The 24,751-nt window shown below is 32.0% G+C and carries 22 protein-coding genes and 1 tRNA gene; 14 read left to right on the forward strand and 9 right to left on the reverse strand.

Annotation, left to right across the window (positions count from 1 at the left end; all coding sequences use genetic code 11):
• The 4 genes from RMO53_RS09910 to RMO53_RS09925 all read right to left on the reverse strand — a co-directional run.
• Positions 1–434, reverse strand: a 434-nt coding sequence (locus tag RMO53_RS09910; protein ID WP_310380139.1) for a triose-phosphate isomerase, incomplete at its 3' end; no start/stop codon positions are given.
• Positions 434–928: a TlpA disulfide reductase family protein gene (locus RMO53_RS09915; RefSeq protein WP_310380141.1), complete on the reverse strand. Its 495-nt coding sequence runs from the start codon at positions 926–928 to the stop codon at positions 434–436. The genes RMO53_RS09910 and RMO53_RS09915, both read right to left, overlap by 1 nt.
• Positions 929–949: 21 nt before the next feature.
• Positions 950–2,047, reverse strand: a complete 1,098-nt coding sequence (locus RMO53_RS09920) for a BT_3928 family protein (RefSeq protein ID WP_310380142.1) — start codon at positions 2,045–2,047, stop codon at positions 950–952.
• Between the two features lie 60 nt (positions 2,048–2,107).
• Complete coding sequence (locus RMO53_RS09925) at positions 2,108–2,650, reverse strand: DUF1599 domain-containing protein (RefSeq protein ID WP_310380147.1); 543 nt, start codon at positions 2,648–2,650, stop codon at positions 2,108–2,110.
• A gap of 110 nt (positions 2,651–2,760) precedes the next feature.
• Between RMO53_RS09925 and folP the strand changes: the two genes are divergently transcribed.
• The gene (folP, locus tag RMO53_RS09930; RefSeq protein WP_310380149.1) at positions 2,761–3,585 is read left to right on the forward strand and encodes a dihydropteroate synthase; all 825 of its coding nucleotides are present in this window, start codon (positions 2,761–2,763) and stop codon (positions 3,583–3,585) included.
• Positions 3,586–3,797: 212 nt separating this feature from the next.
• Here the strand turns inward: folP and typA are convergent, their stop codons facing one another.
• On the reverse strand, positions 3,798–5,594 hold the full coding sequence (gene typA, locus RMO53_RS09935) for a translational GTPase TypA (protein WP_310380151.1): 1,797 nt from the start codon (positions 5,592–5,594) through the stop codon (positions 3,798–3,800).
• Between the two features lie 161 nt (positions 5,595–5,755).
• On the opposite strand from typA, the gene RMO53_RS09940 reads away from it, so the two are divergent.
• Both RMO53_RS09940 and RMO53_RS09945 read left to right on the forward strand, forming a co-directional pair.
• A complete protein-coding gene (locus RMO53_RS09940; protein ID WP_310380153.1) occupies positions 5,756–7,456 on the forward strand; it encodes a PAS domain-containing protein in 1,701 nt (566 codons plus the stop codon).
• Positions 7,457–7,461: 5 nt separating this feature from the next.
• Positions 7,462–7,869, forward strand: a complete 408-nt coding sequence (locus RMO53_RS09945; protein ID WP_310380155.1) for a response regulator — start codon at positions 7,462–7,464, stop codon at positions 7,867–7,869.
• Between the two features lie 62 nt (positions 7,870–7,931).
• Here RMO53_RS09945 and rpsT read toward each other — a convergent pair whose 3' ends face one another.
• From rpsT to proS, 3 genes are all read right to left on the reverse strand, one after another.
• Positions 7,932–8,183 carry a 30S ribosomal protein S20 gene (rpsT, locus tag RMO53_RS09950; protein ID WP_269684195.1) on the reverse strand — a complete coding sequence of 84 codons (252 nt, stop codon included), beginning with the start codon at positions 8,181–8,183 and terminating at the stop codon, positions 7,932–7,934.
• Positions 8,184–8,218: 35 nt separating this feature from the next.
• A tRNA-Glu gene (locus RMO53_RS09955) sits at positions 8,219–8,290 on the reverse strand.
• Between the two features lie 78 nt (positions 8,291–8,368).
• Positions 8,369–9,847: a proline--tRNA ligase gene (gene proS, locus RMO53_RS09960; protein ID WP_310380158.1), complete on the reverse strand. Its 1,479-nt coding sequence runs from the start codon at positions 9,845–9,847 to the stop codon at positions 8,369–8,371.
• A 101-nt stretch (positions 9,848–9,948) separates the two neighbouring features.
• Between proS and RMO53_RS09965 the strand changes: the two genes are divergently transcribed.
• The 5 genes from RMO53_RS09965 (at position 9,949) to RMO53_RS09985 (ending at position 15,387) form a co-directional block, all read left to right on the forward strand.
• Entirely contained in the window at positions 9,949–10,797 is an 849-nt protein-coding gene (locus tag RMO53_RS09965) for a hypothetical protein (RefSeq protein WP_310380160.1), read from the forward strand.
• A 54-nt stretch (positions 10,798–10,851) separates the two neighbouring features.
• Entirely contained in the window at positions 10,852–12,354 is a 1,503-nt protein-coding gene (locus RMO53_RS09970) for an outer membrane protein transport protein (protein WP_310380162.1), read from the forward strand.
• Positions 12,355–12,636: 282 nt separating this feature from the next.
• On the forward strand, positions 12,637–13,938 hold the full coding sequence (gene rimO, locus RMO53_RS09975) for a 30S ribosomal protein S12 methylthiotransferase RimO (RefSeq protein ID WP_310380163.1): 1,302 nt from the start codon (positions 12,637–12,639) through the stop codon (positions 13,936–13,938).
• A 27-nt stretch (positions 13,939–13,965) separates the two neighbouring features.
• The gene (locus RMO53_RS09980; protein ID WP_310380165.1) at positions 13,966–14,454 is read left to right on the forward strand and encodes a hypothetical protein; all 489 of its coding nucleotides are present in this window, start codon (positions 13,966–13,968) and stop codon (positions 14,452–14,454) included.
• An 84-nt stretch (positions 14,455–14,538) separates the two neighbouring features.
• A complete protein-coding gene (locus tag RMO53_RS09985; protein ID WP_310380167.1) occupies positions 14,539–15,387 on the forward strand; it encodes an N-acetylmuramoyl-L-alanine amidase in 849 nt (282 codons plus the stop codon).
• A gap of 192 nt (positions 15,388–15,579) precedes the next feature.
• Here the strand turns inward: RMO53_RS09985 and RMO53_RS09990 are convergent, their stop codons facing one another.
• Positions 15,580–16,605 carry a porin gene (locus RMO53_RS09990; protein ID WP_310380169.1) on the reverse strand — a complete coding sequence of 342 codons (1,026 nt, stop codon included), beginning with the start codon at positions 16,603–16,605 and terminating at the stop codon, positions 15,580–15,582.
• A gap of 411 nt (positions 16,606–17,016) precedes the next feature.
• On the opposite strand from RMO53_RS09990, the gene RMO53_RS09995 reads away from it, so the two are divergent.
• The 6 genes from RMO53_RS09995 to RMO53_RS10020 all read left to right on the forward strand — a co-directional run bounded on the left by RMO53_RS09995 (position 17,017) and on the right by RMO53_RS10020 (position 24,732).
• Entirely contained in the window at positions 17,017–17,286 is a 270-nt protein-coding gene (locus RMO53_RS09995; RefSeq protein ID WP_310380171.1) for a hypothetical protein, read from the forward strand.
• Positions 17,287–17,347: 61 nt separating this feature from the next.
• Positions 17,348–18,919 (forward strand): SulP family inorganic anion transporter, encoded by a 1,572-nt coding sequence (locus tag RMO53_RS10000; protein ID WP_310380173.1) that lies wholly within the window; start codon positions 17,348–17,350, stop codon positions 18,917–18,919.
• A 15-nt stretch (positions 18,920–18,934) separates the two neighbouring features.
• On the forward strand, positions 18,935–19,600 hold the full coding sequence (locus RMO53_RS10005; protein ID WP_310380177.1) for a DUF2490 domain-containing protein: 666 nt from the start codon (positions 18,935–18,937) through the stop codon (positions 19,598–19,600).
• Positions 19,601–19,620: 20 nt separating this feature from the next.
• Complete coding sequence (locus RMO53_RS10010) at positions 19,621–20,304, forward strand: carbonic anhydrase family protein (RefSeq protein ID WP_310380179.1); 684 nt, start codon at positions 19,621–19,623, stop codon at positions 20,302–20,304.
• A gap of 10 nt (positions 20,305–20,314) precedes the next feature.
• Complete coding sequence (locus RMO53_RS10015) at positions 20,315–22,861, forward strand: DUF2309 domain-containing protein (protein WP_310380181.1); 2,547 nt, start codon at positions 20,315–20,317, stop codon at positions 22,859–22,861.
• On the forward strand, positions 22,861–24,732 hold the full coding sequence (locus RMO53_RS10020) for a proton-conducting transporter membrane subunit (RefSeq protein ID WP_310380183.1): 1,872 nt from the start codon (positions 22,861–22,863) through the stop codon (positions 24,730–24,732). The genes RMO53_RS10015 and RMO53_RS10020 overlap by 1 nt, the downstream gene beginning before the upstream one ends.
• Positions 24,733–24,751 lie beyond the last annotated feature (19 nt).

Consider the following 24,751-nt stretch of genomic DNA (forward strand, 5'->3'; position numbering starts at 1 on the left):
CCTTCTACAATGTTAAAATGGCTGTTGGTCGTTCTGTCTTTTAATTCTTCACCAAAACAAAAAATAACAGTCATATCGTGCTTTAAAGCGGTTTCGACTTTATTGGCTAATAAAGCGTCACTTTCATGAAAATAGGCACGACGCTCAGAATGCCCAATAATTACAGTGTTTACCCCAATGCTCTTTAGCATATCTGCCGAAATTTCGCCCGTAAATGCTCCTCCTTCTGCTTGGTGTACATTTTGTGCGGCAACATGAATGTTGGTAAATTCGGTATGATCCACAGCCGAAGCTAAATTAACAAATGTTGGTGCAATAATGACCTTAGCATCTAAATCCGTTGGTAATTTATCAATTAGTTCATTAATTAAGTCTTCGGTTTCTTCAGCATTTTTATGCATTTTCCAATTGCCAGCTACAATTTTGGTTCTCATTATTTAAGGCTTTTAATGGTTTCGTTAATTTTGTCAAAATCAGTTTCTATAGCTCTATGAAGTACTATTTTCCCTTTTTGATCTAAAATTATATAACGCGGAATCCAATCAAGATCAATTGATTTACCAAAAACTCCTTTCATTCCATCAGAAATTAAATAATGTGTTCCTTGAATTTCATGTTTTTCGATTCCTTTTTTCCAAGCTTCTGGCGTTTTATCTACTGACAGGAATACATAATTCAAATCTGGATTGGCTGCTTGTAATTCTTTGATTTTGTTCATATTTTTTACACAATCACTACACCAAGATGCCCAAACTTCTATAACGGTAATTTTTCCGTAATTTTGTCTTAAAATCCTCTTAAACTGAACTTCTTCTCCAGTTAGTGATTGCATTTTATAATCGGTGGCGGCTTCTTTAAACTGGGTTTGCGCCTGTGTGCAAGAAATATTGAATAATACTACGGATAGTAAGCAGATTATTTTTTTCATTTTAATTGTTTTATTTTTTTATTACAAATTTACAGAATCAATATCATTATAATGCACTTTTTGAACAATTGTTCCTTTTTTCAAAACTACAATACTCGGATTGCTTCTTTCGATAGTTTTTAGGGTTGTTCCATCGCAAAAATAGAAACCAAAACTAAATTTATTGGCTTGTTTTACTTTTGCAATTGTTTTTTCGTCTGATGCAGAAAGTGCAATTACTTTGTAGCCTTTTGCTTTTGCTTTCTGATGAAATACTTCTAAGCTAGTAAGTGCTTCTATATTTGATTTTTCTAAATTATAAAGTACGAAAAATATCATTTTTTCTTCATTCAAAATTTCGGTTGTGTAATCTGAACCATCTTTTTCAAGAGAGAAATCGTGAATTGGTGGAACGTAACCTTCCTTAATTAATTTGTCTTTTCTTTCTACAAATGTAGCACCTTGAGGTAAATTCATTAGGTCTTTTTCGCCAAATTCTTTGTTTACACCATTTACTTTGTACACAAAAATCATTTCATACTCTGACTTTTGAGCACCATCAGGAAATTCCATTCCTTTTTGAATATTTTTGCCAACTGCATAGGCTCTAAAATCGATAACTGGCAAATGATTAATTACATAATATCCTAAAAAACACGAGGCGAAAAGCGCAATAATTGAAGTAATCGTTGCGAATTTTTCATTAAATAATGTGTTAATGTGTTTTCTTCCAAAAAATAAAATTAAAATAAAAACCAACAAAACAATATCCTTGGTAAACGATTCCCATGGTGTTAATTTTAAAGCATCGCCAAAGCAACCACAATCTTTAACTACATTAAAATAAGCAGAATAAAAAGTTAAAAAGGTGAAAAATACAATCAACAACAGCAAACTCCAAACCGTAAATTTGGGTTTGAAACCTACTAATAACATTATGCCTAAAACTACTTCCAAAATTACTACAAACAATGCCAAAGCCAACGTAAATGGCAATAAAAACGGAATGTTAAAAACGGTTGGTCCAAAATATTCGTCTAATTTATAGGAGAAACCAATCGGGTCATTTAGTTTAATTAATCCAGAAATAATGAATAATATTCCGACGAAAATGCGGGAAAAGTGAACTAGGTATTTCATAATATAAAATTATATTTTCAAATGTAAAACAGTTAATTTATAAATACTGTTAATGAGTTGTTATTTCTTAAAATCCATTAAAATTAAAGCAAAAACTGCGTAATTAATCATGTCTTGGTAATTGGCATCGATTCCTTCCGAAACGATTGTTTTGCCTTTATTGTCTTCTATTTGTTTGATTCGAAGAATTTTTTGCAAAATTAAATCTGTTAACGAACTAACCCGCATATCGCGCCAAGCTTCACCATAATCATGATTTTTGTTTTGCATTAATTCTTTGGTAATTTGCACTTTTTGGTCATACAATTGTATTGCCTCTTCTGACTCTAAATCGGGTTGAACCGCAACTCCTTTTTCCAACTGAATTAAAGCCATAACAGAGTAATTAATAATCCCAATAAATTCGGAAGTTTCGTCTTCGTCAACTTTTCTAATTTCGTTTTCTTGCAAACTGCGAATACGCTGCGCCTTAATAAATATTTGATCGGTTAATGATGGTAATCTTAAAATACGCCAAGCAGCACCATAATCCATCATTTTTTTGGAATATAAATCACGACATATTTTAATTATAGCATCGTATTGTTGTATTGTATTACTCATTAATAAATTATATTTGTATCAAATTGGTTCAAAAATAAGATATTTTTTTGATTGTTGATTGAAGATTAACGATTTTTGATTGCAGATTTTAAAAACAAAAATTATTACAAATGACAATTAACTGCAAAGGGCAACTTATTGACTTATCGATTCCGAAAGTAATGGGGATTTTGAATGTTACTCCTGATTCATTTTACGATGTTGGAAAATATACTTCTGATAAGGATATTTTAAATAAAGTTGAAAAAATGTTACTTGATGGTGCTACTTTTATTGATATTGGTGGACAATCAACCAAGCCAAATGCTAACATTATTACTACTGATGAAGAATTAAAAAGAGTAGTTCCTGTGGTGGATTTGGTTTTGAAAAATTTTCCAGAAACCTTACTTTCTATTGATACTTTTAATAGTAAAGTAGCAAAAGTTTGTATAGATAATGGAGCCGCTTTGATTAATGATGTTTCAGCTGGAAATTTAGATCCTGAAATGTTTGAATATATTGCCAAACTTCAAGTTCCATATATAATGATGCATATGCGTGGCACACCGCAAACCATGCAAAAACTAACTGATTATAACAATTTAGTCAAGGATATTTTGTTTTATTTTTCGGAAAAAGTAGCAAAAGCAAGAAGTTTTGGCATTAATGATTTGATAATTGATCCAGGTTTTGGATTTGCAAAAACCGTAGAACAAAATTTTGAATTAATGAGTAAATTGGAATTATTTCAAATGTTGGAATTACCAATTTTAGTTGGAATTTCTCGTAAATCAATGATTTATAAAACCCTAGAAATTGATCTTGAAAAAGCATTGAATGGCACTTCCGTTTTAAACACTATTGCACTTACTAAAGGAGCAAATATACTTAGGGTTCACGATGTTAAGGAAGCCATGGAATGTATTAAATTGTGTGAGTTGTTGCTTAATTAATAAGAACTTTAAGAACATCTTGCACTTTAATAATTTTACATTTACTATTCCATTATTTAGCAAACCATATGCTAACACTTAATCAAATGCACTAGTAAAATAAACTTTTTATAAAAACCTATAAAACTAAAAACAGCATCAAAAAAAATTTGATGCTGTTTTTTATTTAATAATCTGAATGGATTATTTAGTAATAAACGAAAGTTTTAAAATTAAATCTTAAATCTTTTTCTGTCAGTTTCTGTCAAATATATTTTTCTTAAACGAATAGATTTTGGTGTAACCTCAACATATTCATCTTTTTGAATGTATTCTAAAGCTTCCTCTAATGAGAAAATAATTGGTGGAATAATTCTTGCTTTTTCATCATTTCCAGACGAACGAACGTTAGATTGTTTTTTCTCTTTAGTTACGTTTACACACATGTCATCACCACGAGAGTTTTCTCCAATAACTTGACCTTCGTAAATTTCGGCATTTGGTTCAACAAAAAACTTACCCCGATCTTGCAATTTATCGATAGAGTAAGGAATCGCTTTTCCTTTTTCCATAGAAATTAATGAACCTTTGTTACGTCCAGAAATTTCCCCTTTAAAAGGTTCGTATCCTATAAAGCGGTGTGCCATAATAGCCTCACCGGCAGTTGCAGTTAACAATTGATTACGCAAACCAATAATTCCACGAGATGGAATATTAAATTTTATAATCATACGTTCCCCTTTAGTTTCCATACTCAACATTTCACCTTTACGGAAAGAAACAAACTCAACCGCACGACCAGAAAGGTGGTCTGGTAAATCGATAGTTAATTCCTCAATTGGCTCACATTTTTTACCATCAATTTCTTTAATGATAACTTGCGGTTGCCCAATTTGCATTTCGTAACCTTCTCGTCTCATGGTTTCAATAAGAACCGATAAGTGCAATACACCACGACCAAAAACCATAAACTTATCAGCAGAATCAGTTTCGCCCAATTTCATTGCGAGGTTTTTCTCTAATTCTTTAGTCAATCTATCTCTAATATGGCGAGAAGTTACAAATTTTCCTTCTTTACCAAAGAAAGGTGAATCGTTTATAGTAAACAACATACTCATTGTAGGCTCATCGATTGCTATGGTTTGTAACGCTTCAGGATTTTCAAAATCAGCAATTGTATCACCAATTTCAAAGCCTTCAACTCCAACAATAGCGCAAATATCTCCGGCAATAACTTCTTGAACTTTCTTACGACCTAAACCTTCAAAAGTATGCAATTCTTTGATTCTAGATTTCATTACCTTACCGTCTCTTTTTACCAAAGAGATAGGCATACCTTCATTCAAGATGCCTCTTTCAAGACGACCTATAGCAATACGACCCGTAAAAGCAGAGAAATCAAGTGATGTAATTAACATTTGTGGTGTTCCTTCAGAAACTTTTGGAGCTGGAACATGAGCAAGTACCATATCTAATAATGGCTCGATATTGTCTGTAATAGTATTAAAATCGTCAGACATCCAGTTATTTTTTGCAGAACCGTATACTGTTGGAAAATCCAACTGCCACTCTTCTGCACCCAATTCAAACATTAGATCAAAAACTTTTTCGTGAACTTCCTCAGGAGTACAGTTTTCTTTATCCACTTTATTAATTACGACGCAAGGTTTTAATCCTAAATCGATAGCTTTTTGCAAAACAAAACGGGTTTGTGGCATTGGACCTTCAAAAGCATCTACTAGCAAACAAACTCCATCCGCCATATTCAAAACACGCTCTACTTCACCACCAAAATCCGCGTGACCTGGAGTATCGATAATGTTGATTTTTGTTCCTTTATAAACTACTGAAACATTTTTAGATGTAATAGTAATCCCTCTTTCACGCTCCAAATCATTGTTGTCTAGGATTAAGTCTCCTGTATTCTCGTTGTCACGAAATAACTGACAATGATACATAATCTTATCAACCAAAGTAGTTTTACCGTGATCGACGTGGGCAATAATTGCAATGTTTCTAATAGATTCCATCTGTCTTTTTTTGAGGTTGCAAAGGTACACTTTATTTTGATATAAAAAATCTTTCTGATATAGTTTACATTATCTTAATCTAATAGACCTAAAAACCAGTAAAATAAAATAAGTTTTGCATGATGTTAAATAATTACGCTTTAATTAATTATATTTGATTAATGAAAAATAGAGTCGATCAACTAATCCTAACTTACATTTTTTTCACCATATTTATGGTAATAATTTGTAGTATTTTACTGCAAAAATATTCTCAATTTTTGAATTATTATTTTGTAAAAGACATAATGATTGTTTTGTTTTCTGGAGTATTTATTAAATATGTCATAACAAAAAACAATAAGAATAATGCTAAAGCTATAAAAGAAATTATTGAATCAAATACAGAGATTAAAGATTCGAACGAAAGATATGATATCGTTGCAAAAGCCACAAGTGATACCATTTGGGATTGGAAAATAGAAGATGACAATCTTATTTGGAACAAAGGAATTGAAGGGATTTTTGGCTACAAAAAAGACCAAGTTGGCAAAACGTCAAAATGGTGGTTTGATAACATTCATCCCGAAGACAGCCTTAAAATGTCAATTAAACTATACTCGTTTATAGAACAAAAAACAGAAAAATGGCAAGATCAATATCGTTTTAAATGTTCTGACGGAACTTATAAATATGTTTTAGACAGGGGTTTTATTTTAAAAGATGAAGAAGGCAAGGTCGTAAGAATGATAGGAGCAATTCAGGATATTACTAAACAAAAAGTTGAAGAGAAACAGCTAAAATTACTAGAAACGGTAATTACACAAACTAAAGACTCTATTATTATTACAGAAGCTGACCCAAAAGACAACAAAATTCCAACAATAATTTATGCTAATCCTGCTTTTTCGACAATGTCTGGATATCAATCTAGCGAAGTACTCGGAAAATCTCCAACTTTATTTAAAGGTCCAAATTCAGATAAAATTGCATATGAAAAACTTTTCAATGCCATAAAAGATAAAAAGGAATGCCAAATTGAAACTATTAGTTATAGAAAAAACAAAGAAGAATTTTGGGTGTTATTTTCAATGATACCTATATATGATTCGGAAAATGAACTTTCTCACTGGGTTTCTATACAAAGAGATATTTCTGAGGACAAAAAACTTGAAGTTGAAAAAGAGCAACTTATTCGCGAGTTAACTCAAAATAATAAAGACTTACAGCAATTTTCCTATATAACTTCGCATAATCTTAGAGCTCCGTTATCAAACTTAACTGGACTTCTAAATCTAATAGATGATATTCCAATTGAAAATTCAGAATTAAAAGAAATTATTAATGGATTTAATAAATCGACTCATTTATTAAACGAAACCATCAACGATTTAGTTAAAGTGATTATCATAAAAGATAGTCCATCGATTCAAAAAGAAGACATTCTTTTGAGAGATATTTTTGAAAATGTATTTATACAATTAGACTTTTTAATTAGTTCCCAAAAACCAATTCTAAAAATAGATTTTGAAAAAGCTACTCACTTAAATATAAACAAAGCCTATTTAGAAAGTATTTTATTAAATCTGATGACGAATGCGATAAAATATAAATCTGACAAAAGGACTTTAAAAATCACAGTAACTTCAAAAAAAGTTAATGAAGATTTAGTAATCGTTTTTAAAGATAATGGAATAGGAATAGACCTTGAAAGAAACCGAGATAAAGTTTTTGGTCTATATCAAAGATTTCATAACCTACCTGACGGCAAAGGACTTGGACTTTACCTTGTGAAATCTCAGGTTGAAGCCATGGGAGGAATTATAACCATTGATAGCAAAGTAGACATTGGCACAACATTTACATTAACATTCAAAAAATAAATACAATGTTAGAATTAGTTTTATGCATAGATGATGATCCCATAACACTTATGTTATGTAAAATGGTAATTACTAAATCCTCTTTTTCAAAAGAAATAGCTACAGCTAGAAATGGTGAAGAAGCCATAAACTATTTTGACAATCTATTAGTAGACTTTGAGACCAATGCATCTATCAAACAACCTCAATTACTGTTTTTGGATTTGAACATGCCGGTAATGAATGGCTGGGAGTTTCTGGATAGTTTTTCCAATTCTAAATACTCCGATTTCAATAAAACAAAAGTTATTATTCTTTCCTCTACAATTGACCCTGCAGACTTGGAAAAATCTCAAAAATACCCTATGGTTATTGATTTTCTTTCAAAACCAATAACAAAAGAAATGTTAGAATACATCAAAAATAAAATTTAAAACACCCATAAAAAAAGCTCTCAAAATTTGAGAGCTTTTTTTATATCTATATGTAGTTCGTATTACAATTTAGAAACGTGCTTTGTTAATTTAGATTTTAAATTAGAAGCTTTGTTATCATGAATGATATTCTTTTTTGCTAATTTATCAATCATAGATATTACACTAGATAGTTTAGATGTTGCATCTACTTTATCAGTTGCTATTCTTAATGCCTTAATTGCATTACGAGTAGTTTTGTGTTGGTATCTGTTAAGAACTCTTCTTTTCTCGTTACTTCTAATTCTCTTTAAAGCTGACTTATGATTTGCCATTTTTTTAAATAATTTTTTCTTTAATAATTTTTTTGTAGCCCGTAGCGGAATCGAACCGCTCTTACATGGATGAAAACCATGCGTCCTAACCGATAGACGAACGGGCCATACTTCTTCAATGCGGATGCAAAAATACAACTATTTTTTAGACGCACAATAGTAGATGCAAAAAAAATAAAAAAAAATTAATAGGCCTTCGCAAATAAGACTCTACCAACAGAGGAATTCCCTGTGAGAATACAGCTTCCAGCAACTTCTACCCTATTTAGAGGTATGCATCTAATGGTCGCTTTTGTCAAATTCTTTATTTTTTCCTCGGTTGCAACTGTGCCATCCCAATGTGCCGACAAAAATCCACCTTTGCTTTCAAGAACGGATACAAACTCCTCAAAACTATTTACTTCCGTAATATGTGAGTTGCGATAATTTAATGCTTTATCAAATAAATCTTTCTGAATTTGTCCCAATAGATTTTGAATGTAAATTGCAATTCCGTCCTTACTTATCATTTCTTTTGACAAATTATCTCTTCTTGCTAATTCAAAAGTTCCGTTTTCTATATCTTTTGGTCCAACCGAAATTCTTAACGGAACTCCTTTTAATTCCCATTCAGCAAACTTGAATCCTGGTTTCTGGGTAGTTCTATTGTCAAACTTAACCGAAATATGCAATTTTTTTAATTCTGCTGTTAGTACATTAACAACCAAAGTGATTTCTTCTAATTGCTGGTCTGTTTTATATATAGGAACAATGACAACTTGTATTGGAGCTAAATTTGGCGGCAACACCAAACCTTTATCATCGGAATGTGTCATAACTAAAGCTCCCATTAACCGTGTAGAAACTCCCCAAGAAGTTCCCCAAACGTATTCTTGTTTTCCTTCGGCGGTTGCGAATTTTACATCAAAAGCTTTTGCGAAATTTTGACCTAAAAAGTGGGATGTTCCTGCTTGTAATGCCTTACCATCTTGCATTAAGGCTTCGATACAATAGGTTTCTTCGGCTCCAGCAAAACGCTCTGTTTCGGTTTTAACACCTTTTATAACTGGAATAGCCATAAAATTTTCTACAAACTCGGCATAAACATGCATCATTTTTTCGGATTCTTCAATGGCCTCTGATTTTGTAGCATGAGCGGTATGTCCTTCTTGCCACAAAAATTCTGCTGTTCTTAAGAACAATCTTGTTCTCATTTCCCAACGCACGACATTTGCCCATTGGTTGATTAGCAAAGGTAAATCTCTATAAGATTGAACCCATCCTTTATAGGTTGACCAAATTATAGCTTCACTTGTAGGACGAACAATAAGTTCTTCTTCTAATTTTGCATTTGGGTCGACCATTAACTTTCCTGGATTATCTGGATCGTTTTTTAATCTATAATGAGTAACGATAGCACATTCTTTGGCAAAACCTTCAGCATTTTTTTCTTCGGCTTCAAACATGCTTTTTGGAACAAACAAAGGAAAATAAGCGTTTTGATGCCCCGTTTCTTTGAACATTCTGTCTAATTCTGCTTGCATTTTTTCCCAAATTGCATAACCATACGGTTTGATAACCATACAACCTCTAACACCTGAATTTTCGGCTAAATCTGCTTTTACAACCAGTTCGTTATACCATTTTGAATAATCTTCTGATCTTGTGGTAAGGTTTTTACTCATATTGAATAGTTTGGTACAAAATTTGTGTTAATAATTTTAACTAAATAGTTCCGCAAAACTAACTATTTTTGTAATGTGCAACAATAAAAAATCCCATTGATATGAAAACTAAATTTATTTTTCCGAAAAACACATCGCTTTTTATTCTTTTTGGTTTTATAAGCGTTCTTTTAACTTCTTGCGGGTCTTATCAAAACAGTTCCTTTTACGACAACGATGGAATATATGGAAGTGACCAAACTCGTATGCCAGAAAAGGAATCCACAAACACTCAAAACAATCAATACAAAGATTATTTTAGTTCTTTGCAAAACGAGAATAGTACTTTAAACGATACTATTCAAAGTTATCCTAGCTGGGGTTCAGAGCCTAATGAGGTTGTTGTAAATGTTTATGACAATAATTGGGGGAATTTTGGTTGGGGAAATTCTGGTTGGGGTTATCCTAATTGGGGTTATTCTGGTTGGGGCATGGGTTGGGGTTATCCTAATTGGGGATATTCTGGTTGGGGATATTCTGGTTGGGGATTAGGATGGGGCATGAATTGGGGTTATTCTGGTTGGAATTATCCAAATTATGGTTACGGATATTCTAATAGAGATTATTCTTATAATCCAAGTAGAAGAGGTTCATCCTATAACAATACTGGGAATAGATATACTCAAAACCAAGCAAACTCTAGAGGAACAAACTATTCGACCTACAGAAGAAATAGTTCAAACAGTAGCGTTCCAATGTTTTCAAGAAGAAACGATTCTCAATCTCAAAATAGAACTAGAACAAGCACAAGCCGAACTCAAAATGATGCTCCATCGAGATCATACACTCCAAGTTCAAACAACTCAAGAAGTGATAGCTATTCGCCTTCAAGAAGCTCATCTAACTCAGGAAGTTCAGGTGGTGGCGGAAGATCTTCTGGAGGTGGACGCAGAGGTGGCGGTGGAAATTAAGTAAAATTAAATCCTTTTTGCCCTAAAAAAATTAAAAACCTTACCTGAAAAAACATGAAAAAATACATATATCTATTACTAGCTGGATTGACTTTTAGTTTTGCTCAATCACAAGATATTACAGATGCATTACGCTATTCTCAAGACAATTTAAATGGAACCGCTCGTTTTAGAGCAATGAGTGGAGCATTTGGCGCTTTGGGTGGCGATTTGTCCTCAATAAATATAAACCCTGCCGGTTCTGCCGTTTTTTCGAATAATCAAATGGCAGTAACCTTAAGTAATTATAGCACTAAAAATAATTCTAATTATTTTGGAACTAATGCATCTGAAAATAACAATTCCTTTGATTTAAATCAAGCTGGTGGTGTTTTTGTTTTTAGAGATCGCAACCCAAATAGCTCTTGGAAAAAATTCTCATTAGCTGTAAATTATGAAAACACCAACAATTTTGACAACTCCATATTTTCTGCTGGAACAAATCCTACTAATTCTGTAGCCAATTATTTCTTGAGTTATGCAAACGGTGTTCCATTAAGTGATTTAGAAGATTTAAACTATGAAGACTTAAATAATGGCGGTCAACAAGCTTTTTTAGCATATCAAGGTTACGTTATTAACCCTGTTACTAATAATGCAAATAACACGTTATATACTTCAAATGTTGCCGCAGGCGGTGATTATTATCAAGAAAATTCAATTGTTTCAACTGGTTTTAACGGTAAATTGTCATTTAATGCAGCAACTCAATATAAGGATAAACTCTATTTAGGAATCAATTTAAATTCACATTTTGCAGATTATACACAATCCTCAAGTTTTTATGAAGACAATAGTAACCCATTAGGCTTAAATGACGAAGTAACTAGTTTACGTTTTGACAATGATTTATATACCTATGGTTCAGGTTTTTCGTTTCAAGTTGGCGCTATTGCAAAAGTAAGTGACGAAATCAGGTTAGGATTAGCTTATGAATCTTCTACTTGGTATAAATTGAATGATGAGTTGACACAAAAACTGGTTGCAGTGAGTAGTAATTCAACCGGATCATTGCCTCCAGATATTGTTGACCCTCAAATTACAAACGTTTACGAACCTTATAAATTGCAAACCCCGAGTAAACTAACCGGAAGTTTCGCTTATGTTTTTGGAAAAAGTGGACTCATTAGCGTTGATTATGCGATAAAAGATTATAGTAATACAAAATTTAAACCTGAAAACGACAGCTATTACAGAGTGGTAAACAGTTATATGAATTCTGTTCTTGAGAAAACTAGTGAATTGCGCATTGGTGCCGAATATAAAATCAAAGAATGGAGTTTACGTGCAGGTTTCCGCAAGGAACAAAGTCCGTATAAAAACAAAACAACCATTGGAGATTTAACAGGTTATTCTGGTGGATTAGGATATAATTTTGGTTCAACTAAAGTAGATTTGTCGTATTCAACGGCACAAAGAGATTCACAACAAGGATTTTTTAATCAAGGATTTACGGATGGAGCCAAGATAAATTCAATTAAAGATGTTGTTTCGTTGACCTTGTTGTTTGAATTGTAATATTTTAGAAATTAATACTTTGGAAAATATATTAGAACGCCATTTCATTTATTGAAATGGTTTTTCTTTTGGAAAAGCTTTATGAAAAGCTAAAAGCCATAAAACAGCCCCGATAGAAGCGGCATCCTTGTTTATAGGCTTCCAGCCTTCAAAAGACTAGAGGCCTATAAACAAGATAGAGCGAATAGCGGGACAAATCGCTATAAAAAAACAAAGTTTTATGCTCCTAAAAATAAAAAACGTAATTTTGCAAAATTCCTAAAATAGGGGGAATATTTATCTATGAGAACTAAATCTTTAAAAAAGAACAGAATTAACGTTATCACTCTCGGGTGTTCAAAAAATGTTTATGATAGTGAAGTCTTGATGGGACAGCTTAAAGCTAGCGGAAAAGATGTGGTGCATGAACAAGAAGGAAACATTGTGGTTATAAATACTTGTGGATTTATTGATAATGCTAAGGCCGAATCAGTAAATATGATACTAGAATATGCCAAGAAAAAAGAAGATGGATTAGTAGATAAATTTTTTGTAACAGGATGCCTGTCAGAACGTTACAGACCAGATTTAGAAAAAGAGATTCCAAATGTGGATCAATATTTTGGAACTACAGAATTGCCTGCATTACTAAAAGCACTCGGGGCAGATTACAAGCATGAATTATTAGGCGAACGGTTGACGACAACTCCAAAAAATTATGCATACCTCAAAATTGCCGAAGGTTGCGATAGACCTTGTAGTTTTTGTGCTATACCCATTATGCGAGGAAAACACGTTTCGCAAACTATTGAAAAACTAGTAAAAGAAGCCGAAGGATTGGCTAAAAATGGTGTAAAAGAATTGATTTTGATTGCGCAAGATTTAACCTATTATGGTCTTGATATTTATAAAAAACGTAATCTTGGCGAATTACTCGAAGCTTTAGTAAAAGTCGATGGAATCGAATGGATTCGTTTGCACTATGCCTTCCCAACTGGTTTTCCGATGGATGTTCTGGAAATTATGAAACGGGAACCAAAAATTTGTAACTATATTGACATTCCGTTGCAGCACATTTCGGACTCTATTTTAAAATCAATGCGACGCGGAACAACTAAGGAAAAAACAACCAAACTGCTCAAAGATTTTCGCAAGGCAGTTCCCGGAATGACCATTCGTACTACATTGATTGTAGGTTATCCCGGCGAAACTCAGGAAGATTTTGAGACCATGAGAGACTGGGTTCAAGAAATGAAGTTTGAACGTTTGGGCTGTTTTGCGTATTCACATGAAGAAAACACTCATGCCTATTTACTCGAAGACAATGTTCCAGAGGATGTAAAACAAAATCGCGCAAACGAGATAATGGAAATTCAATCGCAAATTTCATGGGATTTAAACCAAGAAAAAATTGGCAAAACCTTTCGTTGTATAATTGACCGAAAAGAAGGAGAATATTTTGTAGGAAGAACAGAGTTTGACAGTCCTGATGTTGATAATGAAGTGCTTATTGAAGCTTCAAAACATTATGTAAAAACAGGAGAATTCGTAATGGTAAAAATTACCGATGCTACAGAATTTGATTTATATGCAGAACCCGTTTAAAATTATTATTATTTTTAAATTAATATTATGAAAACATTCCAAACAATAGTAACAAGTATAATTATTTTATTTTCGATAAACACCATTTCTGCACAATATGGAAATAATGGTTACGGAAATGGAAATAGCTATGGAAATGGCTATGGAAATAATAATGCCTACGGCGGAAGAAACAATCAAATTTACCAAGGAAATGAACCTGAAAAACCAAAAGAGATTCCTATTGAAGTAACCGTTGCAAAAATCATCGAAGTTATGAAACCTGCAATAAATCTTGATGAACTTCAGGTAATTGCAATATCCAATGTTTTAGCCGAAAGCATTAGAGAACAAGGAATATTATTAAAACAAAATTATAGTCAAGACGATCAAATAAAAAATTTTCAAGTACTTTCTGAAACTACTGATCGAAAAATAATGGACTTTTTAAGCAAAGAGCAAAAAGAAAAATTCCTCCTTTTCAAAGAAGAAAGAAAAAATCCAAAAAAAGATAAATCTAAAAAGAAACAAAAATAATCCAGTTATTTTAAACATCAATAACAATCATATTGTATGCAACATCTAGTACGGAACTGTTTTTTTTATTTGTTTTTGTGCATTATGATAGCATCATGTGCAACAAAGCCTGTTTTGAAAATTGAAAAACCACTTGAAACAATAACAAAAATAGACTCTATCAAGTTTGAAGAACAAATTAGAGTTGTACTTGCTGATAGTTTAAAAACGTATAAGGATTCAGTTATAAATTCTTTAAAAGAAACACTAACTAAAGAAGAATCTGTCCCGTTGCAAAATGGAATTGACACACAATGGACTGGTACAACAAATTTTAATTTACGAAAACCAAACTTCATTATTATTCATCATACAGCTCAAGATTCATTGGCACAAACCATAAAAACATTTACTTTGGTAAAAACCAAAGTTAGTGCACATTATGTAATTGCAGATGATGGTCGTGTTGTTCAAATGTTAAATGATTACCTGCGAGCTTGGCATGGGGGAAATTCATCTTGGGGGAAAAATACCGATATTAACTCCGCATCTATCGGAATTGAATTGGACAATAACGGTTCAGAACCATTTTCAGAACCACAAATTACAAGTTTGATGGCTTTAATTGCAAAATTAAAATACGATTATAACATTCCTACTCAAAATATTATTGGTCATTCAGACATTGCTCCTACTCGAAAGTATGATCCAAGCGCTTTATTTCCTTGGAAAATTTTAGCAGAAAAAGAATTTGGCATTTGGCCCGACGCAATTTTAGAACCAGCACCAGTTAATTTTAATGTAGAGCTAGCATTAAGAATTATTGGTTACGATACAAAGAATCTTCCTGCTGCAATTGCTGCCTTCAAGTTACATTATATTCAAACAGAAGTTGATTCCGTTCTTGACGAAAAAACGATAAACACTATTTATAATATTTATACAAAACAGTGATTTAGTATTTGAATAAAAAAGTGGCTTTTTGAGGATTCAAAAAACAGCTTTATCTGTTTCCTTCAAAATTAAAATAGTAAAACCATAAGTATTAACGACAAAAAAAATTGCCAAGACACATTGCGTGACTTGGCAGTATATGAATTTTAAAAGTACAATTATCTGTTATCGAATGCGTACTCTTTTTTTTAATTAAAAACCGTAAACAACTGCTAAAAGAAATTGAGAAGCAGATTTTGCTGGTGCTAAATTAGAATTTACAAACAATACTTCGTCAGAATTACTGTCTAATCTAAATTCTGGAATTACAGCAAAACCACCTACTTTATAGTTACCTGATAAAGTTAAAGCTGTTACATCTGTATCTCCTGAACCTTCTTTATATTTAAAATATTCAGCACGTAATCCTAAAGTAAATGCATCAGTAAGTGGATATGATGGATATAAAGCTACACCTGTAAAACCTACATCACCTTCATTTGAAAAGTCAGCAGCATTTAAACCCAATTTAAATTTTTCAGTTAGCTGGAAAGTGGCTGTTAAATCAACAATAGTTCCGCTTACAGAACCATCCATAAAATTAAGGTAAGCACTAGTTTTTCCAGATGCATAAGACAATTGACCACCTATAGCGTTCAATCCATTTGATGGATCGGATTTGTAAGAATTCCAAGTGTCGTTAAACAATCCCAACATTGCACCAAATTTATCTGATATTTTATAATTTGCTTTAACACCAGCGTTTTGGAATGGTCCGTTTGTAAACAAATAAGAAGTAGAATAGTGAAAATTTGCAACTGGCGAAATTACTTCATAACCAATAAAAGTTCCCATATATCCTGCAGTCAAACTTAATTTATCCGAGACTGCATAAGTAGCATATAAATTCTGAATGTGGAATGAATTTAAATCGGTTCCATCACCATTAGGAATTGATTGGTATTGTCCTCTTGGGCCAAATGAAACTTCACCTACAAATGAAGCTTTTCCTGTGGTTTTCTTGAAAGCAATATCAAGCATACCTAGAGATACTGAATTTTGATCTGATCCAAAACTAGTAGGAATGTTTGCCGTTTTTGAAAAATCATATTTGTAATATAAATCCGCTGAACCTGAAATTTCTAAAGGTGTAGATTTTGGAGTAGTTTCAGTTGTTTCTTGTGCAAAAGTCATGCTTGATACAAGCATCATTGATAAAATAAGTACTGTTTTTTTCATGTTTAATTTAGTTAAATTTATATTGTTTTAGTTAATAGTGACAACAAAAAAATAAGTCATTCACTCGGCAAACATAAAAATTTATACACTACCCCCAAATTTTTAATCAACTTTTAATGAATTTTTATAAATAAAACAATATTACCCCATAAAAAATATGGGGTATGTTTTTTTTAAATGTTTAAATTATAAATATGATATCTAGTAAAATAAAGATTTATAAAAATTTAATATTAAATCCCACAAATAAAAATGTATTAAAATACAAATATTGAGGTAAAATACTATTATAAAAAAAAATTCAAAATAGATTCAGATGTTAATTTTACTTTAAATTTCAACTGATTGTTTTGTTTTAAGTTGGAGAGTTCTATTTTTGTGGCTGTGAAAATAACAGCTCAAATATTATTATTGTTTTTTATAACCTTTCTATTAACACCAACTATAGTTTGTGTAATAGAAAAAAGTGCTAACATTTCATTGAATTATGATTTTTCTGAAGAAGAAAATCAAAAAGAAAACAAAGAGCTTAAAGAACTAAAATCTGATTTTACTTTAAAAAATCAATTGGAGTTTATAGCTTTTAAATTTCATTATTCTAAAAATATTATTTCAGAAAATGTTTCAAAACATAATCCAATTTCTGAAGAAATCTTTATTCCACCACCAGAATTAATTTAATACATCCATTTTAGTTATTAGCATAACGAAATAATATATTTGTATAAATTTAATTTAGGTCATGACAAAAAAAATCAACCTTTTTGCCAACCTCAAATCTGATTTTTCATCAGGTTTAGTGGTTTTTTTGGTGGCTTTGCCACTATGTTTAGGAATTGCACTTGCTAGTGGAGCTCCATTATTTTCAGGAATTATAGCTGGTATTGTTGGAGGAATCGTGGTTGGACTTTTAAGTAAATCGCATTTAAGTGTTTCTGGTCCAGCGGCTGGTTTAACCGCTATTGTACTCGTTGCAATTACCGATTTAGGTGCTTTTGATGTATTCCTAACAGCTGTTTTTATAGCGGGATTAATTCAATTAGCTTTAGGTTTTATAAAAGCTGGAGGAATTTCTAATTTTTTTCCAACTAATGTAATCGAAGGAATGTTAGCCGGAATTGGCGTTATCATTTTCTTAAAACAAATCCCAAAAGCACTTGGTTCTGACGTTTCTGTTGGTTCTGGATTAGCTATTTTTAGCGATGTTGCAGCAGCTTTTGGCGATATAAAAATGGGAGTTGTAATTGTGACCGCAATTTCATTAACAATTATATTAATCTGGAATAAAATACCCGCTTTAAGTTCCATAAAATTACTTCCAGCTGCATTAATTGCTGTAACAGTTGGGGTTTTAATTAATGAATTGCTTTTTAAAGGAACAGCTTATGAAATCACGAGCAAATACCTAGTTTCATTGCCAGTTCCAACAACTTTAGAAGAATTTAAAGCCATAATAATTACTCCAAATTTTGCTGCATTTACAAATCCAGCAGTTTGGGTTGTGGGCATAACTATTGCTATTGTTGCATCAATTGAGACTTTACTTTGTATTGAAGCGTCAGATAGAATGGACGTTCAAAAACGGTATACCGATACCAATGTGGAACTCAAAGCACAAGGAATTGGGAACATTATAAGCGCACTTTTAGGCGGATTACCTATGACATCAGTTGTAGTTCGGACATCTGCAAATGCAAATGCTGGTGCAAAATCAAAAATGTCGACTGTAATTCACGGTGTTTTATTGTTGATTAGCGTTTTGACTATACCCATTTTATTAAATAAAATACCTTTTGCTACGTTAGCTGCAGTTTTATTGTTAATTGGTTACAAACTAGCAAAACCAGCGATTTTTAAACATTTTTGGCAACAAGGTAAATATCAATTCGTTCCATTCATTGCTACTTTTGGAGCTGTAGTCTTTTTAGATTTATTAAAAGGTGTTGCATTAGGAATGATTATCAGCATTTTGTTTGTATTAAAAGGAAACATGCAACGAGCGTATAATTTTAGAAAAGAACAATACAAAGAGGGCGATGTAATTCACATCGATTTAGCTCAAGAAGTTTCTTTTTTGAATAAAGCAGCGATAAAAACTACATTGACCTCAATTCCTGAAAATTCAAATGTTATTATCAATGCTGCTGAAACGGTATATATTGCACATGATGTTTTGGATTTAATCAAAGAATTCAAAAAGAATCGAGCCAAAGATGAAAACATAAAAGTAAAGCTCGTTGGATTCAAAAAGGAATACAATCTAGAAAATTCAGGCGAAGAGGAAAAACATGTTTTTGTGGAACATAAGAAATAATTTATCTTATACTAAATGAAAATACTCAAAATTATCATGCTTTCTATTTGCTTTTGTAATGGTGCATTTTCTCAAAAATCAGAAGTTGGCAATTGGTTTATTTATTTTGGAAATCAAAGGATTAACCCAAAATGGAATTGGCATAACGAAGTACAATATCGAAATTATAACTTTATTGGCGATACCAACCAACTGCTTTTGAGAACCGGAATTGGGTACAATTTAACCGAAGATAATAATAATCTTTTATTGGGTTATGGATTTATAAATACACAAAAATATATTCCTAATTCTGATGAAAAAACAGATACAAACGAGCATCGAATTTATCAGCAGTTTATAACGAAACAAAAAATAGGACACGTTTTAATTCAACATCGATACCGAATAGAAGAACGCTTTCTGGCAAATGATTTCCAAATGCGTTTTCGGTATTTTTTAGGAATAAACATTCCAATTAATAAAAAAACATTAGAAAAGAATGCCATTTATCTTTCAGCATACAATGAACTATTTATAAATTCTGAAAGTCCCGTATTTGATAGAAATCGACTTTATGGAGCTTTAGGTTTTGTCTTTAATAAGAATTTCAAAATTGAAACAGGATTTATGGCTCAAACACTCGAAAACTCTAATAGAAATCAATTTCAAATAGCGTTTTTCAACAATTTACCATTTTAAAAATTTAAAATAAAAAAAACATGAAAGCACATAATAGAGAAACACAAGCCCAAATGACTCCAAGAAAAGCATTGGAGTATTTACAACAAGGAAATAAAAGATTTATAAGTAATCTTAAAGCACATAGAGATTTATTAGAACAAGCCAATGCAACAGTGGATGGTCAGTGGCCATTTGCAACCATATTAAGTTGTATTGACAGTAGAACTTCTGCCGAATTAATTTTTGATCAAGGACTTGGAGATATTTTTTCGGTTCGTATCGCTGGAAATATTGTAAATACTGATATTTTAGGAAGCATGGAATTTGCTTGTAAAGTGGCAGGTTCAAAATTAATTGTTGTTCTAGGCCACAGTAAATGTGGTGCTGTAAAAGGGGCATGCGACCATGTAGAAATGGGAAATCTAACGGAATTATTATCCAAGATTCAACCAGCAGTTTACCAAGAAAAAACTACAAAAGTAGATAGAAACTCTAATAATGCAGAATTTGTTGAAAATGTAGCCAAAATAAATGTAAAACGTAGTGTGAAAAATATTATTGAACGCAGTAACATATTAGAGCGCATGATCGAAAATAGTGAAATAGGAGTCGTTGGAGCCATGCACAATATAGAAACGGGTAAAGTTACTTTTTATACAGATGTTATGTATATCAAAGATGATAAAAATCCGAAATTTTCTGTTGCAGATTTAACCTATTAAACAAAAAAGTATGAGTACAACACGTTTTGATGTAAAGCATATTTTGCACGAATTGAAGCATTATCTTCCAACACAAACTCCGTTGAAAGATTTTATTCATCACAATTCGTTGCACGCATTTCAATACATGAAATTTTATGATGCTATTTTTAAATCCTCCAAAATTTTTGGACATCAAGCCACAATGCCACTTTCTGATTATAGAAAGTTGTATGAAATAGGTCGTATTCGTACTGAAATTGTTGAAAAAAGTATCACCAATAGAAAACCAAACGACACCATTGAAGTATGGAAAACCAATTTGCTTTCTAAAGAATACAATGATCACATCGACCATCGAATTGGTAAACTTCGTAACAATTGGAAGCAAAATTATCACATCGATTTAGATAATTTAGTGCAGCCTTTTCTTTTCCGATTTTTATGTAGTTATCTCGATCAAGGAATTTCTATTTGGGATTTTCCTATTGGAAACAAAGGTTTTTTAGAAGCTATTAAAGAGTTGGAAAAAACAAGTTTCGCTAGTTTTTTTAAAACAAAACGAGCCAAAGATTTACTTTTTAATGAAACTACTTCAATTGAAAGTTTGTTGAAAATAGTAGTTGGAAACGAAGCATATTACGAACAATATCTTTTCGACCAGCAATTTAGTCATCGCGGTTGGAGTGGTTTAGTAGCTTCGGTTGAAGCACAACCTGAAACACTTTTGAGTCCGAAACAAATTTCTTTGCATGATTTAATTCTTTTTGAATTGTTATTAGAGATTGACAATTTGGATCATCAACTAGGAAATAATTGGAAACCTATTGCTGAAATCACTTCTCAAAATCCAATTGATTTATTTGAAGAAATCGAAAATACCGAGTATCATGATGTGATGAAAATCTGGCAAGATGCTTTCGAGTGGAGTTATTACGATGAAGTTTTGGCTGGAATACAGCAATTGAGCAAATCCAAAAAAGCAAAAGAGTTTGTTACAACATCTCCAAAATCATTTCAAGCTTTATTTTGCATCGACGAGAGAGAAGACAGTATTCGTCGACATGTAGAAAGTATTGATACCAATTCAGAAACATTTGGAACGCCCGGTTTTTTTACTGTTGAGTTTTACTTTCAAGCGTTTGGTGCTAAGTTTTACGATAAATTATGTCCAGCTCCAGTTACACCAAAATACCTTATCAAAGAATTTGATGTTACTCAAAAACGAGAACACGATTTACTATATACCAATAAAACGCACTTATTAACAACGGGTTTTTTAAGTACGTTTGTTTTTGGGTTTTGGTCTGCTTATAGATTGGTTAAGAATTTGGTTGCACCGCAAGAAAGTCCAGCAATATCAAATGCATTTCTTCACATGAACGCTGAAGGAAAGCTAACTGTTGAAAATAAAAACATTAACGACATCGAAAACAATCTTCAAATTGGTTTCACTGTTGATGAAATGGCGACACGAGTTGCCAGTTTATTAAACGGAATTGCACTTACTAAAAATTTTGCTCCAATTGTTTATGTTGTGGCTCACGGCAGTAGTAGCGCAAATAATCCGCATCATGGAGCTCACGATTGCGGAGCGTGTAGCGGTCGTCCAGGTTCAGTTAACGCTAGAGTTTTTGCATTAATGGCAAACAATCCAAAAGTGAGAGAAGTGTTGAACGATAAAGGAATTGTTATTCCAACAACAACTCAATTTATAGGAGCTTTGCACGATACTGCTGCTGATGAAATTGAGTTTTATGATATAGCCACTTTGAATGTAACAAATACTGAAAGTCATATAAAAAACTTTCACACTTTTGAAGATGCTTTAGACTTAAATGCCAAAGAACGTTCGCGTCGTTTTGCTTCCATTGATACCAAAAACAACATCAAAAAAGTGCGTAAAGCCATTAAAGAACGTTCGGTTTCGTTGTTTGAACCGCGTCCAGAATTAGGTCACGGAACCAATACACTTTGTATTGTTGGAAAACGAAATTTAACCAAAGGAATTTTCCTTGATCGAAGAGCATTTTTAAATTCGTATGATTATAAAACCGATTTAGACGGTACATTTTTAACTGGAATTATGAAACCTCTCGGTCCAGTTTGTGGCGGAATAAATCTAGAATATTACTTCTCAAGAGTTGACAATTATAAGTTAGGTGCCGGAACCAAATTGCCACATAATGTAATGGGACTTTTTGGTGTTGCCAATAGTAGCGACGGCGATTTACGCCCAGGATTACCTTGGCAAATGATCGAAGTTCACGATCCAGTTCGATTGATGATAATTGTGGAACACTTTCCTGAAGTGGTTTTAAAAGTGATACAATCGGTTCCAGAAATGTATGAATGGTTTATCAATGAATGGGTACATTTATCAGTAATTAATCCCGAAACAGATGAAGTATTTTATTTCAAAGAAGGTCAATTTGAAACGTATAAACCCATGACCAATAAAATTCATTTCTTTAAAGATGTTCATTCTTTATTGGAAGATGCTAAGGAAATGGAAACCAATCACATCACACACGCAACTCAAGAAAATTTACCAATTTATTTTTATAACGAAAACTAATGGAGCAATTACTACAATTATTTTCACTTATACCTTTATTGGGATTTATAGTAACGTTGTTTTTTCGACAAAAAGAGGAGAATGCTATTGCAACTATTGCCATAGGTTCAGTTGGATTGCAATTATTTGGATTGATTTTATTTATTATGAATTGGATTGCAAACGGTTCACCTATTTTAGATATCAAACACTTTACCTTTTACAAAGAAGATAATGTTGAAATTTTCATCGATTTGTATTTCGATAAAATCACGGCAGTTTTTGCTTTAGTAGGATCGTTAATCACTTTTTTAGTTGCTATTTTTAGTCGGTTTTATTTGCATAGAGATAGCGGTTTTAAACGATTTTTCAGTACGTTGTTATTGTTTTTCTTTGCCTATTCGTTGATTATTTTTTCAGGAAATTTTGAAACATTATTTATTGGATGGGAATTTTTAGGAATCACTTCTTTTTTATTGATTATCTTTTATCGCGATAGATATTTACCTGTTAAAAACGGATTGAAAACAATTTCTTTATACCGTTTAAGCGACGTTTGTTTGATGTTGTCTTTATGGATGAGTCATCATTTATGGCACGAAAACATCACTTTTATTAAGCTAAACGATTTAGATTTAGTAATGTCTCATATCGATGAGCATCGCTATTATGCTTCATTTATTGTATTAATGATTGTAATTGCAGCTGCAATAAAATCGGCTCAATTTCCATTTTCTTCCTGGTTAACAAGAGCTATGGAAGGACCAACAACTTCGAGTGCCATTTTTTATGGATCACTCTCTGCTCATATTGGCGTTTTTCTTTTGATGCGAACGTATCCGTATTGGGAAACTATTTTTAGTATAAAACTTTTAGTTATTGTTGTCGGAATTGTAACTGCTATTGTTGCTACATTAATTGCAAGAGTGCAATCGTCTGTTAAAACTCAAATTGCTTATGGCTCTATAGCACAAATCGGAATTATGTTCTTTGAACTAGCAATGGGTTGGCATACTTTAGTCTTAGTTCATTTTACAGGAAATGCCTTTTTAAGAACCTATCAACTATTAGTTTCACCATCTGTTTTAGGGTATTTAATTCACGACCAATTTTTTAGTTATATTCCAAAACGATATGGTGCGAATGATTCTTTTATCAATAAAATCACTAATAGTATTTATGTTTTGAGTTTAAAAGAGTGGAATTTGGATGCTTTTCAATTTAAAATTTTATGGTCACCATTTAAATGGATTGGAAGAAAACTAAATTTTTTAAGCCATAAAACCGTTCTGACTTCATTGATAATTATATATGCAATTGGTATTTACTTATTTCTAAATCAAGATATACTTGCTAAAGAATTAGACCAAATGTTGCATATTTTCTTTGCTTTTATTGGAATGTTGCTAATTTTAAAATCGTTCGCAAAAAGAACCGATGCCATCAAAGTTTGGTTTATGATTATTGCTAGTCAGTTTTATATTTTATTGTCGATTGCTTTTTTAAATGATGAATATGAATATGTTGAAATTTTGATTTACATCAGTGGATTATTGATTGCAGCTTGTGGCGGATTCTATAGTTTGTACAAACTAAAAGCAATTGAAAAAAACATTGATTTGAATGATTTTTATGGTTATAATCACGATCATCCAAAGTATGGGTTTTGGTTTTTAATATCGTGTTTGGCTTTTGTTGGATTGCCATTTACACCAACATTTATAGGTGTTGACTTAATGTTTAGTCATATTGATAAAAACGAATATGTTTTAATAACAATCACTGCAATTAGTTTCTTGTTTATAGAAATATCAGTATTACGAATTTATGCACGACTGTTTTTAGGACCAAATAAAAAGCAAAACCATCCCATTGCGTATCGTTCGTCTTAATTGAAATAATTTATTAATT

It is taken from the genome of Flavobacterium sp. (assembly GCF_031409475.1).
In the GTDB taxonomy this organism is placed as follows: domain Bacteria; phylum Bacteroidota; class Bacteroidia; order Flavobacteriales; family Flavobacteriaceae; genus Flavobacterium.

Excerpts from the sequence above, each read along its gene's own strand:
- RMO53_RS09990 (WP_310380169.1), bottom strand. The coding sequence starts at position 16,605 with ATGAAAAAAACAGTACTTATTTTATCAATGATGCTTGTATCAAGCATG.
- RMO53_RS09985 (WP_310380167.1), top strand. The coding sequence starts at position 14,539 with ATGATAGCATCATGTGCAACAAAGCCTGTTTTGAAAATTGAAAAACCA.
- RMO53_RS10015 (WP_310380181.1), top strand. The coding sequence starts at position 20,315 with ATGAGTACAACACGTTTTGATGTAAAGCATATTTTGCACGAATTGAAG.
- RMO53_RS10005 (WP_310380177.1), top strand. The coding sequence starts at position 18,935 with ATGAAAATACTCAAAATTATCATGCTTTCTATTTGCTTTTGTAATGGT.
- RMO53_RS09940 (WP_310380153.1), top strand. The coding sequence starts at position 5,756 with ATGAAAAATAGAGTCGATCAACTAATCCTAACTTACATTTTTTTCACC.
- RMO53_RS10000 (WP_310380173.1), top strand. The coding sequence starts at position 17,348 with ATGACAAAAAAAATCAACCTTTTTGCCAACCTCAAATCTGATTTTTCA.
- RMO53_RS09915 (WP_310380141.1), bottom strand. The coding sequence starts at position 928 with ATGAAAAAAATAATCTGCTTACTATCCGTAGTATTATTCAATATTTCT.
- RMO53_RS10010 (WP_310380179.1), top strand. The coding sequence starts at position 19,621 with ATGAAAGCACATAATAGAGAAACACAAGCCCAAATGACTCCAAGAAAA.
- rpsT (WP_269684195.1), bottom strand. The coding sequence starts at position 8,183 with ATGGCAAATCATAAGTCAGCTTTAAAGAGAATTAGAAGTAACGAGAAA.
- RMO53_RS09970 (WP_310380162.1), top strand. The coding sequence starts at position 10,852 with ATGAAAAAATACATATATCTATTACTAGCTGGATTGACTTTTAGTTTT.
- RMO53_RS09925 (WP_310380147.1), bottom strand. The coding sequence starts at position 2,650 with ATGAGTAATACAATACAACAATACGATGCTATAATTAAAATATGTCGT.
- RMO53_RS09965 (WP_310380160.1), top strand. The coding sequence starts at position 9,949 with ATGAAAACTAAATTTATTTTTCCGAAAAACACATCGCTTTTTATTCTT.
- proS (WP_310380158.1), bottom strand. The coding sequence starts at position 9,847 with ATGAGTAAAAACCTTACCACAAGATCAGAAGATTATTCAAAATGGTAT.
- rimO (WP_310380163.1), top strand. The coding sequence starts at position 12,637 with ATGAGAACTAAATCTTTAAAAAAGAACAGAATTAACGTTATCACTCTC.
- typA (WP_310380151.1), bottom strand. The coding sequence starts at position 5,594 with ATGGAATCTATTAGAAACATTGCAATTATTGCCCACGTCGATCACGGT.
- folP (WP_310380149.1), top strand. The coding sequence starts at position 2,761 with ATGACAATTAACTGCAAAGGGCAACTTATTGACTTATCGATTCCGAAA.
- RMO53_RS09945 (WP_310380155.1), top strand. The coding sequence starts at position 7,462 with ATGTTAGAATTAGTTTTATGCATAGATGATGATCCCATAACACTTATG.
- RMO53_RS09980 (WP_310380165.1), top strand. The coding sequence starts at position 13,966 with ATGAAAACATTCCAAACAATAGTAACAAGTATAATTATTTTATTTTCG.
- RMO53_RS09920 (WP_310380142.1), bottom strand. The coding sequence starts at position 2,047 with ATGAAATACCTAGTTCACTTTTCCCGCATTTTCGTCGGAATATTATTC.
- RMO53_RS10020 (WP_310380183.1), top strand. The coding sequence starts at position 22,861 with ATGGAGCAATTACTACAATTATTTTCACTTATACCTTTATTGGGATTT.